Origin of the sequence: Vibrio sp. 070316B (assembly GCF_013114115.1) — a bacterium.
GTDB classification, from domain to species: Bacteria; Pseudomonadota; Gammaproteobacteria; order Enterobacterales; family Vibrionaceae; genus Vibrio; species Vibrio chagasii_B.
In genome coordinates this window covers 20055-31470 of the sequence record NZ_VTYC01000026.1, presented here as the reverse complement: position 1 = coordinate 31470, position 11416 = coordinate 20055, and the positions used below count along the sequence as shown (strand labels likewise).

The window sequence follows — 11416 nt, the reverse complement described above, 5'->3', positions numbered from 1 at the left end:
TAAAGTTCTTTTAGTAAAGTGACCAATGCTGATTTTGAATACGAGAAATAAAGTGGCGTAGATCGCCTTCCAGCGGACGGTCCTCGACAATAAACTCAAACTCTTTCAGTACTTCGTCGCGAATGTGCTTGAGGTTCTCACTCATGTGGTGCTCATCAAGTTCATTGTGGCGTTTACGAAGTTCAAGCGCTTGCGTACCAGCCAGAAGTGACGCTGCCGCGACTTGTTCGGTTAGCTCTAGAACACGTAAACAGTCACGAGCAGCAATGGTGCCCATGCTTACTTTGTCTTGGTTGTGACACTCAGTTGAGCGAGAGAACACACTTGCAGGCATGGTGTGTTTCAATGCTTCTGCTGTCCAAGCTGACACGCCGATCTGTACTGCTTTGAAGCCGTGGTTGATTGGTTTACGTTCGCCTTCAGCACCCGTTAGGTTGAATGGTAAGCCGTTGTTGAACTTGTAATCCATCAGCTGGGCCATTTGGCGATCAAGCAGGTCAGCAAGGTTGGCTACGGCAGTTTTTAGTGTATCCATTGCCATTGCGATATGACCACCATAGAAGTGTCCACCGTGCAGTACGCGTTCGTTATCACCGTCGATAATTGGGTTGTCGTTTGCACTGTTTAACTCGTTCTCGATCATCTGGCGAAGCCAAGGTAGAGAGTCTTGAACCACACCGATAACATGTGGAGCACAGCGCAGAGAGTAACGATCTTGTAGGCGGTCACTGTTACGTGGCGGGCGATCTGCTTGCAGATCATCACGCAGCCATGCCGCAACTTGTTGTTGACCCGGATGAGGTTTTACTGCGAACAAGGCTTCATCGAAGTGGAAGTCATTGCCGTGCATACCGACCGATACCATAGCCGTGATCTTAGTTGATAGCTGAGCTAGGTATTCTGCACGCTTATAAGCGATACACGCTAATGCCGTCATGACAGACGTACCATTCATCAATGCCAAGCCTTCTTTTGGCTTAAGCTTAATAGGGCTAATGCCTAGCTCTTTGTAGACGTCACTGGTTGGGCGTACTTCACCTTTGTAGATGACATCACGCTCCCCAATCAACGCGGCTGCTAAGTAAGACAGAGGTGTTAAGTCGCCACTGGCACCCACCGATCCTTCTTGAGGAATACGCGGTGAGATATCTTGGTTGATAAGGGTAACGATCTGGTTAAGCAGATCATGAGTCACACCAGATACACCTTGTGAGAGCGAACAAAGACGAGTTGCAAGTACCGCACGTGCTTGCTCGTGAGACAGTATGTCACCCAAGCCACAACCGTGGAAGCGTGTTAGGTGAAGAGGCAGTTCATCGACAAGGCTTGGCGGAATCGCAACCGTACAAGAGTCACCGTAACCTGTTGTAACGCCGTAAATCACGCCTTCTTCTTTAAGTAGGCGCTCTAGGAATGCTACACCGCGGTCGATTTTTGAAGTGAACTCGTCACTGGTGTTCATCGAGGCTTTTGCGCCCTGTGAGATAGCGACAACATCCTCAATTGTGAGGCGTTCGGCACCAAAGGTGATGCTATTTGGATTCTTTTTCGTCATGGTGCTTGCTCAATGTCCAAAAATTAAAAAAGTTGTACCACTGAAGCGGTGCTTTCAGTGTGTAGTGCTGAAGTCGGTCTGCGTATTGTTGAACGACTTGCTTTAAAGATTGTTCGCGTGTTTTTCTGGGTAGCTCGATTCTGTCGCTAAAATGCTCGAAATAGACATTAAAGTGCGGGTTTGCTTGTGAATCGTCACGTAACCCAAATAGCAAAAATACGGGTGCTTTGAGTACAGAGGCTAACATAAATGGCCCTTGAGGGAACGGCGCTTCCTTACCCAAGAACTCTGCCCATACCGAGCGGCTCTCTTTGCTGGTGGAAGTTCTATCCCCGACAATAACGATCCACTCACCTTGCTCTAATTTCTGCTGCAAAAGGATAGCCGTATCAGGCCCCATTGAAGTCACTTGAATTAGGTTTAGATCTGACTGCGGATTAACCGCTTTCATTACTGAATTAAAACGCTCTGCGTGTTCTGTAAAAACCAGCGCATTGATTTTGATGTTTGAGTGTCTGCGACCTAAAGCGCGACATAATTCAATGTTGCCTAGGTGTGAGCCTAAAATCAGCACACCTTGCTTATTTGCCACCATGTTTTCGAATTGGTCTTGGCCATGGATGGTGAGGTTCTCTACTGAGAAATCGCCTTTCCATGCCGCAAGCTTGTCGAGCATGGTATGCCCAAACGAAAGCAGATGGTTGTAGCTGGTTAGTTCGCCGGGTAACTCAATATTTTGCTGTTCCGCATAGGCCTTCAACTGAAACAAGTATTGCTCAGAAGCGTTTCGCGCGCGCTTGCCCGTTAAGTGGTAGTAACGCATGACGGCACGCAGAATAAGGTTGAACACACCGCGACCTAACAAGGTATAAATGGCTAATAACAGTTTGATACCTAACACGGTGCCGCGTTCCTGGGTGCGAGACCAGTGCGGTTGCTCTGAAGTTTGCAGTTCTGAATCCGTCGATGAAGCTTGGTAACTTTCAGCAGAATCGGATTTGAAATGGCGAGCAATCAGCTTTGGTGCTCTTGGCAACATGCCGAAGAACAGGCGCGTATGCATCCAACTGATTTTGATGTTATCCCACAATGCATCGAAATGAGAGATGCCGTTTTCAGGATAGATGACTCGAGTTTCAACGAAGTCTATGTCGCAGCCTTCCCAGTACAGGCGAACTAGAATTTCGATATCGAAGTCCATTCTAGAGCCAACATCGTATTTGCTAAGTACCGCTTGTGTTTGGTTGATAGGGTACGCTCTAAAGCCACACATGCTGTCTTTAATTGATAAAGAAAGGGTTTCTATCCATACCCAAATGTGTGTCGCGTAGCGCCCGTACAGTCTCGCCTTGGGCACACTCTCGTCGTAGACAGGCTGGCCTGATATCAGACGTTGTGGCTTAGCTTGTGAGGCCTCAATTAATGTTGGTAAGGCTTCAAGGTCGTGTTGTCCGTCAGCATCAATTTGAATGGCGTGGCTAAAGCCGAGTTCGTGTGCTTTTTTGATACCGGCCTTTACTGCACCGCCTTTGCCTTGGTTCTGCTCAAGTGTCACCAAGGTTACATGTGAGTGCTCTGCAAGAGGAGCCAGAAACTGTTTTGTGGTCAGTTCACTGCCATCGTCGACGATGATGATCGGCAACTCAAAGTGATGGAGCGACGAGACCACAGTAGGCATGGTTGCGCCATGGTTAAAGCACGGGATAAGGAAGCAAGCCTTGTAGCTGCTTTCTTCTGTTGGGTGTTGAGAAGTAGCCTCGACGGGAGCGCTATTCACTTTTTTCTCCCAACTTCATTTTGCCTGAAGAGTGGATCTGTTCACCGTTGTTCGAGGTGTAACTAAAGCTCAGCTTGTCTTTGTCAGCATCCCATTTGAGTGATAGCTGGATTGTAGCGTCAGGCAGGATAGGCTCTTGGAACTTAATGACTTCCATGCCTTTAAAGAAACCAGGAACGCGTAACTCTTGGACTGCGTAGTGAAGTGCCCAATCAATTTGCGTGACGCCCGGTAGAATAGGGAAGCTCTTGAAGTGTCCCTTAAAATCGGTGATATCTCCGCTAACATGAAGTGTTAGGGTCGATTCATTTTCTACCGTGTCTACAGCAATGATGTTTGGTTTTCTTTTATCCATAGGGCGTGCTTAGAATCCTTGGGCAAATATTGGTTCTTTGACAAAAATATAAAAAGATAATCTCAGTGTAAAATACGATCAGCGGTTTCTATGATTTTATTAGCTGTTCTATGTGAGATGTTAATCGCTTGCCTTGGCTGTTGAGAGGAATCTCATCAACAATACGATACTTTCGTGGGATAGCGATTGGCTCTAACCACTTTCTGAGCTCTGTACGCAGCATCAACCAGAATTTACCTTTGCTCATGGTCGATAGAGCGGCTTGGCCTTCATCTGATAATACCAAAACAGAGGCTAAGATTAATCGCTCAGGCTCCTCAAATGGAATCACCACGCACTCACTTATCCAAGGCAGTTGCTCCAGTCGTTTCTCCACTTCAACCAGTGATACTCGTTTTTCTTCTATCTTGATCACTCGGTCGGTTCGGCCCTTCAATATGAATTGATTCTCCGAGACCATCTCGCACTCATCAGCGGTTTGATACCAGTTATTCTTATCGATATACGGCGACAATAGCTTAATGCAATTCTCACTGTTGAGACTAGCCTCAATACAGTCAAAAAGCTGCCAAGGGGATTGAGCGCTCTCTTGTTGGCGAAAGGCAATACCACCGGTCTCTGTGCTGCCAAATACCTCGATAGGTAAATGTCCTAGTAGATCTCGTGACTGGTGAGCCGACTCGCTAGGCAATGGGCCACCCGAAGAGAAGATTCCTGCAAGTTGTACCTTGTTGGTCTCATGCTTTAATCGCTTCAGTAGTGCAGGGCTGCTGATCAGAACACAGTTTTTATTGGCATGAGACAGAATTTGTTCAGGGTACTCGAGGTTGTTGCGAGCAAACGGAATACCAGAGCAGAGTGGCCATAAAATTCTAAACAGTAAACCATAGATATGTTGGTGCGAGACCGTACTTTGGACTCGGTTATTCTTGAGTAATTCGCCCCAGTTTTTGTTTAACTGAGCGGTCTCAATATCTAGGTGTTCTAACGTTTTATCTATCGCTTTTGGCGTACCGCTGGAACCTGAAGTAAACAGAGTTAATGGGACTGTTGCCAAATCAATGGTCGTAAGAGCACCGGTTAGAGGCTTTTGTAATTCGGTGCTTGAGTCCAATAAGGTTTGGATATTGCGAACGTCACTCACCTCAACTTCGCCAATCGAGTCATCAACTAGCAGGCAATCAAACTGTTCACTTAACTCAGCAAGTGCACAAGGTTGGTAGTTACCCGGTAAGATGATGTGTTTGTTCGCTGCTGCACACGCTAAAAATGCTATCGAAAATAGGTAGCTATCTTGGGTACAAATCGCAACTCGTTGAAAAGGGGATGAAGACAAAAGGTGCACGAGTTGAGATAAGTCGTCGTTAAAGGTTTGCCACGTAATCTCACTATTGTCGTCAAAGCAGACAATAGATTCAGGGGCTCTGTTCTGGCTGAGAAGTTCAGACAACGAGGTGTAAGATACGGTTTGGGTCATAACAATTTAACTCTGACGAATGCGCTGTCTTACTACCCATTCCCCTGCAAAGAGCACCCCTGCAAACAGATAGCTGAGTAAGCCATTGTATAGGGTCCATACTTCTAGCGGTTGGAAGCAGGTGTAAAAAGCAATAGAGCCGTTGATAACGAAGAACAAGCACCAGACTTTGGTGACTTTTCTGGTGTAATCAATGCCACTTTGTGGAAGCTCAGGCTCTTGAAGGCGAGCAAGACGTTCGATAATCGTTTGTGGTTGCCATAGGCTTGAAGCAAATACAGCCAGCATGCAAACATTAACGATAACGGGATAATAGGTTAGCCAGCCATGCTGCTTAAAGGCTAAACCTAATGTCAGCAGAACAATACCAGCACTTCCACTGATCCAAGCTAGGTGTTTTAGCTCTTTGATTTTTGCCTGGCCGCCGGTAAAAATGCGAACAGCAAAGATAACGGCCAAGACGATACCCACGGTTTGCAGGCCAAACTTGTTGAGTCCAAAGTAAACCGCTATTGGATATGTGAAAAGTATGATTGCCGACAGCAAAGTCAGCAGAGGACGCATTATGCGTCCTTCAATAGTTCAACCACAGACTCTACAACGTCATTAACGGTGCGCACTGCTTTGAACTCTTCAGGCTTGATCTTCTTACCTGTTACGTTCTGTAGGTGAACGACCAAATCAACCGCATCAATGCTGTCTAGGTCTAGATCAAGATAAAGATGAGCTTCTGGTGTGATATCTTCAGCATCAAGCTCGAACAGCTCAATCAGCGCATCTTTAACCTGGTTGTATACTTCTTGTTGGTTAGCTTGTGTCATAAAGATCTGTCTAGTTGTTCGTTTGAGATGAGATGTACTTCGCTAGGTTTTCAACCGATGCAAAATGCTCGCGAGTGTTTGAATCATCAGCATCAATTACGATGTTGTACTTCTTCTTGATAGCAAGGCCAAGTTCTAGTGCATCAATAGAATCTAGTCCTAGTCCATCACCAAACAGTGGAGCTTCCGTTTCAATCTCATCAATGCTCATGTCTTCAAGATTTAATGCGTCGATGATCAGTTGTTTCAGTTCGTTGTGTAATGTTTCCACTTTGGCCTACTTAATGCTTTTGTCTAAATGCTGCTTTAAGGGGGCGATTCTACATTATATGAGGTATTTTCGAAATGCAGATATCGCCTGTTATGTTATTGATACACTAAATGTTTTCTTCGGAAGGGAAAATTGTTTGTGCAAGATGATGATTAAGGCGTCTTGCTGCCGAAGTTAAATTATTTGAGCCTTCAATAAATGGTGCGACTTCTATTTTACCTTTCACCGCGACATGAAAAAAGGGCTTCGTCACAGGAACTTGATACCATTTTTTCTCTTTCGTTAAGAATGTCGGAGAAACCGTAATATGAATCACCCGTAAATCGGTTTGTGTTCGGGTGGCAATTTGTGCCGCACCACGCTGTAAGGATGGTTTAATTCCGGGCGTTGTGCGAGTGCCTTCGGGAAAAACAAGTAGTACATTCCCGCGCGAAAAGCGCTCTTCACAGCGTTCTAAAAGATCGTCGGGAGCCTGATTGGGTATGTAGCCCGCGGCTTTGACGATCCTTTTCATAAATGGGTTTTCCCAAATGGCTGCTTTAACGAGGCAATCACATTGAGGAAGTTGCGAGGCGATCAGTACATAGTCAATCAAACTTGGGTGATTGGCGACGATGATACAGTTGCGATCTTCTCGCAGTAGTTCCGCACCATCAATTCGATAATCTATTGCGCCTGTGAATTTCATGATCTGGCAGAAGGCATTGAATGAGAAGCGAATCAATCGTTGAGCTCTGAGCTCACGCTGAATGGTGTTGGGAGTGATGAGCGCGATAGATGGCAAGATCAAGAAGCTGAGAACTAGGCCTCCCAAGCCGAAGATGGTAAAGCAGAGGCCTGTCGCGAATACTCGCCAATATTGGTCGACCTTGCTCATTATAGTTCTCCGGCTTTCGCGTTGTTTGTCCAAGTCCAATCTTGATGCTTACCTGTTATGGTCCAGCTCTGTGAACCTAGAAGGATGTTTTGTAGCGCCTGCAAGCCTTGTGGTAAAGGAGTGGCTGAGCTTTCGTTAGCTACAGATTTTGATACTGAAGTTACAGCTCTTGATACTGAGTAATCACTTCCGGAGGTGAGCACTAATCCTAGCGCATAGTCGGCATAAGTTTGAGCTTCGAACTCTTGATAGAGCTCTGGCAAAGGCTGGTCGAAATCGATAACTAATACACGATGCGATGGATATTGATTCAGGTAAAGATAGGCTTCAATCAAAGCGTTGTGGAAAGTATCTTGGCCGGCCGCGATAGAGGTCAGAGGGATTGGTGCTTTCGCTGCGATGGTAGTTAACCCTGCGGCTGTATTATGCACGGACTGTGAAAACGCCATTGGCGAGGCATCATCACCTTCCAATATCGACTGGATCAAGGTTGCGGTTCGGTGCAGTTCACCATGTCGACTGGCAAAAACCAGATAATCAATCGAGTTGTCTTCTAAGAGTGTCAATGCAGTTTGAACGGCCAATTTACTTTGTAGGCTCATTCGGCGACGCATCATCGGTGGGATCGCTTTAAATTCAGTTGAGCCATCTTGCGGCCAATCTAAATTAGTGCTCCAGGCTTGCCATTCGGCATCAGAATTGAGACCAGCCGAGTTTGCAGACCATTTCTCAATATTAAACGACATTAATTGGGATTGATTTGACATAGAGTATTGATTTGCTTTGGGTCTAACTAAATACTATGCGTGCTTATAAATAAACACAGGTAAGGAATTTAAATGAAATTACTAAAAATAGCCGTTTCAATGTTATTCATATTGGTTCTTGCAGGGTGTGGACGTGTCCAGCCTGTAATGAATGTTGAGGATACTCCAGTTGCACATAATCTTCAAAGTAAACAGGTGAAATCAGCTATTTATGAATCTGCTGAAAATCGAGGCTGGTTAGTTTCTGAGATTAAACCTGGTTTGATCCGCGCTGAATTGTATGTTCGTTCACATCACGCAGTGGTTGATATCCCTTATAACGACAAATTTTACTCTATTCTTTACGTTGAATCAGAGAATTTGAAGTATGACGATGGTGAAATACACCGTAATTACAACCGCTGGGTTAATAACTTAAACGTTGATATTAAACGTAAGCTTGCACAAATGGCAGCTGAGTAACCCTCTATTATTTATAAGTTAGGTTTTTCGTGTCGGAATATAAATTAGATCCATTCAATGCATTAGAAGCAAAAACAGAAGCACAAAAATTATCTTTTGCTCCTATTGTTTTTCATACTGCTCGTACACTTCGTGATTTAGGTATTTTAAAAGCGCTCGATGATGCGGGGAGCGATGGCTTACCTGCTGAGACTATTTCAGAAATAACAGGTGTATCTGAATATGGTGTGAAAGTGTTACTTGATATGGCGCTTAGCGCTCATATTGTTGTTTGGGAAAAGCCTAACTATAAGATAGCCAACCTTGGTTTCTACCTGTTGCATGATGGCATGACCAACGCAAACATGGATTTCACAGCCGATGTTTGTTATGCCGCGATGATGCACCTCACTCAAGCGATTGAAGAGGGCACTCCTGCTGGTTTGAAGGAGCTAGGGGATTGGGAGACGATCTACCAAGGCTTGTCTCAATTACCTGACAAAGCGAAAGAGAGCTGGTTCAAGTTCGATCATTTCTATTCGGATCGTTCGTTCCCTGTGTTGCTTGAAAAAGTCTTCAGCAAGAAACCTAAATCGCTGGTGGATATTGGCGGCAATACCGGTAAGTGGGCAATGCAGTGTTGCAACCATGATTCTGATGTTGAAGTCACGATTGTTGATTTGCCACAGCAGTTAGAAATGGCAATGGCGAACGCTAAGCAACATGGCCATCAAAACAGAGTGACGTCTTTCCCGGCCAACATGCTAGATAAGCAACAAGCGCTGCCAACGGGGGCGGATGTGTGGTGGATGAGTCAATTCCTCGATTGTTTCTCGCCAATGGAAATCCTTAGCATCTTAAAGCGTGTCCGCTCGCATATGTCAGAACAAGCGACCGTTTATATCCTTGAATTATTCTGGGATGCACAGAAATACGATGCAGCTTCGTATAGCTTAAACGCGACTTCGCTTTACTTTACGTGCTTGGCAAACGGCAACAGTCGTTTTTACCGCAGTGAAGATTTCTTAGAGATAGTTGAAGAAGCTGGCTTTGAAGTGGTGACTCGCACCGATGATATCGGTCTTGGTCATACGCTTCTTGAATTGAAAGCTAGCGCGCAATAACACATAACAAACATGGCTTAAATTAATGAAAAAACTGTCTACTCAAGTAGTGATCATCGGAGCTGGGCCATCAGGGTCTATTGCCGCGTCTTTATTGCACAAAAAAGGCATCGATGTTCGAGTAATCGAAAAGAGCGTGTTCCCTCGCTTCTCAATTGGCGAAAGCCTACTACCCGCTTGTATGGAAGTGATTGAACAAGCGGGCATGACCGACGCGGTGACCAAGGCTAACTTCCAATACAAAGATGGCGCAGCATTTCGTAAAAATGGCGTGTACACCGCGTTCAATTTTGAGGATAAGTTCTCTACAGGGCCGGGAACCACTTTTCAGGTTCAACGTGGTGCTTTTGATAAGTTGCTTGCAGATACTGCTGAGGCACAAGGCGTCACTATCGATTACCAGCATGAGTTGACGGGCATTAATTTTACCGACGGCAGCACTATTTTAGATGTTCAAGTGCTTGATGGAGAAAGCTATCAGCTAGAAGCACAGTACGTTTTGGATGGCAGTGGTTTTGGTCGAGTACTGCCGAAGATGCTTGATCTGGAAGAGCAATCATCACTTCCACCTCGTAAAGCTATTTTCACGCACATTAACGATCATATTGCTGAGGTGGATACTGAGCTAGAATACGATCGAAATAAAATTCTAATCTCTGTGCACCCAACCAATCCTGATGTCTGGTATTGGTTGATCCCGTTTAGCAACGGTGTTTCTTCATTTGGTGTGGTAGGGGAGCCGAAGTTCTTTGAGTCTTACCCTGAGGATAAGATTGCCGCGATTAAGCAATTGGCAATGGAAGAGCCGGGTTTGGCTGAAATATTGGCAAACGCTGAGTACCCAAACCCTGCGGGTGAAATCGGTGGTTACTCTGCCAACGTTAAACACCTTGCAACTGACAAATACGCACTGCTAGGCAATGCTGGTGAGTTTCTTGACCCTGTGTTCTCGTCAGGCGTGACGATTGCTATGAAGTCGGCGCAGTTTGCGGTTGAGTGTGTGGAAAAGCAGCTCAATGGTGAGACGGTCGATTGGGAACGTGAATACGCGGATCCGCTGATGGTTGGCGTAAACACCTTCAGAACGTACGTTGAAGGTTGGTACTCCGGTACTCTGCAGGATGTGATTTTCTATCAGGATCCCAACCCTAAGATTAAACAAATGGTGTGCTCGATTTTAGCGGGCTACGCATGGGATCAAACCAATCCTTATGTGAAAGATTCAAAACGCCGATTGACGACACTGGCAGAGATTTGCCGAAGCTAGATGGTCTATTTAGTGCTTTGTAATCGTGATAGTTCTATCTCATTGCTCTAAAAATAAAAAAACAGCCGCAAATGCGGCTGTTTTTGTATCTGATTCATTAGGTAAACTGATTGGAATTTAAAGCTACTTCAGGTCGATGCTGTTGAGGCGTCCCATGAATATGAGTAAATCAATCACGTCTTTGTGAGCGTCAAGTAGTGCGCGTTTAGTTTGGCTGTATGCGGCCAGTCGACCGTGCTTTCTGATGGAGCAGACCTTGGTTTTGTATTTGTAATCGCCGTTATCGGAGAACACGCGCCATTTGGCTATATAGCACTCATCACGATGTTCAGGGTCAGTTTGTGTTGGGTTTGGCTTGAATACAATCTTAGGCTCTAAACTATGCGGAAGGCGCGTCATTAGGTAAGGCTCCTTGAGAACCTTCTTCCAAAACCTACCCCAAAGCTCTTTACCCAGCTCGTCTCTCAATTTGATGGTTTTCTTGAGTGCTTTTTCTTCGCCCATACGAACAAAACCGACAGACCGGTGCAGTACCGTGTCTTCTGGTGTGTGGATGTGGATCTTAAAAGCGGTCTTACCTTTCGAAATAAAGCGATAGCCGGTAGCACCAATTAGATTATTCTGACTCATAGCTTGCTAAGTGATGATTATGTTATTAGTAAGGTTACGACAAATACGTAAAAA

General features: G+C 45.3%; 13 protein-coding genes. 3 read left to right on the top strand and 10 right to left on the bottom strand.

Translation table 11 applies throughout. The features are described from left to right. Window positions 1–10: 10 nt before the first annotated feature. From hutH to F0251_RS17900, 9 genes are all read right to left on the bottom strand, one after another. Complete coding sequence (gene hutH / locus F0251_RS17940; protein WP_105059152.1) at window positions 11–1555, bottom strand: histidine ammonia-lyase; 1545 nt, start codon at window positions 1553–1555, stop codon at window positions 11–13. Further along, window positions 1533–3332: a glycosyltransferase gene (locus F0251_RS17935; RefSeq protein WP_171731506.1), complete on the bottom strand. Its 1800-nt coding sequence runs from the start codon at window positions 3330–3332 to the stop codon at window positions 1533–1535. Before F0251_RS17935 ends, hutH begins: the two co-directional genes overlap by 23 nt. Beyond that, complete coding sequence (locus F0251_RS17930; protein ID WP_171731505.1) at window positions 3325–3687, bottom strand: 3-hydroxyacyl-ACP dehydratase; 363 nt, start codon at window positions 3685–3687, stop codon at window positions 3325–3327. The genes F0251_RS17935 and F0251_RS17930 overlap by 8 nt, the downstream gene beginning before the upstream one ends. Window positions 3688–3775: 88 nt before the next feature. Continuing rightward, window positions 3776–5164 carry an AMP-binding protein gene (locus F0251_RS17925; RefSeq protein WP_171731504.1) on the bottom strand — a complete coding sequence of 463 codons (1389 nt, stop codon included), beginning with the start codon at window positions 5162–5164 and terminating at the stop codon, window positions 3776–3778. Window positions 5165–5170: 6 nt separating this feature from the next. Then, window positions 5171–5728, bottom strand: a complete 558-nt coding sequence (locus tag F0251_RS17920; RefSeq protein WP_105059156.1) for a septation protein IspZ — start codon at window positions 5726–5728, stop codon at window positions 5171–5173. After that, complete coding sequence (locus F0251_RS17915; RefSeq protein ID WP_004739745.1) at window positions 5728–5985, bottom strand: acyl carrier protein; 258 nt, start codon at window positions 5983–5985, stop codon at window positions 5728–5730. The genes F0251_RS17920 and F0251_RS17915 overlap by 1 nt, the downstream gene beginning before the upstream one ends. 10 nt (window positions 5986–5995) lie before the next feature. Further along, on the bottom strand, window positions 5996–6256 hold the full coding sequence (locus F0251_RS17910) for a phosphopantetheine-binding protein (protein WP_061034117.1): 261 nt from the start codon (window positions 6254–6256) through the stop codon (window positions 5996–5998). A 106-nt stretch (window positions 6257–6362) separates the two neighbouring features. After that, a complete protein-coding gene (locus F0251_RS17905; RefSeq protein WP_171731503.1) occupies window positions 6363–7133 on the bottom strand; it encodes a 1-acyl-sn-glycerol-3-phosphate acyltransferase in 771 nt (256 codons plus the stop codon). Then, the gene (locus tag F0251_RS17900) at window positions 7133–7900 is read right to left on the bottom strand and encodes a beta-ketoacyl synthase chain length factor (protein WP_171731502.1); all 768 of its coding nucleotides are present in this window, start codon (window positions 7898–7900) and stop codon (window positions 7133–7135) included. Before F0251_RS17900 ends, F0251_RS17905 begins: the two co-directional genes overlap by 1 nt. A 72-nt stretch (window positions 7901–7972) precedes the next feature. Here F0251_RS17900 and F0251_RS17895 point away from each other — a divergent pair, with 72 nt between their 5' ends. Genes F0251_RS17895 through F0251_RS17885 form a run of 3 tightly spaced genes read left to right on the top strand, consistent with a single transcriptional unit; the run spans window position 7973 to window position 10732 of the window. Continuing rightward, window positions 7973–8362, top strand: coding sequence for a hypothetical protein (locus tag F0251_RS17895; RefSeq protein ID WP_061034114.1), 390 nt, complete (start codon window positions 7973–7975; stop codon window positions 8360–8362). A gap of 29 nt (window positions 8363–8391) precedes the next feature. After that, entirely contained in the window at window positions 8392–9465 is a 1074-nt protein-coding gene (locus F0251_RS17890) for a methyltransferase (protein ID WP_171731501.1), read from the top strand. Window positions 9466–9490: 25 nt separating this feature from the next. Then, window positions 9491–10732 (top strand): NAD(P)/FAD-dependent oxidoreductase, encoded by a 1242-nt coding sequence (locus F0251_RS17885; protein WP_171731500.1) that lies wholly within the window; start codon window positions 9491–9493, stop codon window positions 10730–10732. Between the two features lie 123 nt (window positions 10733–10855). On the opposite strand, the gene F0251_RS17880 is transcribed toward F0251_RS17885, so the two are convergent. Beyond that, on the bottom strand, window positions 10856–11362 hold the full coding sequence (locus tag F0251_RS17880) for a Fe3+-citrate ABC transporter substrate-binding protein (protein WP_171731499.1): 507 nt from the start codon (window positions 11360–11362) through the stop codon (window positions 10856–10858). Window positions 11363–11416: the final 54 nt, after the last annotated feature.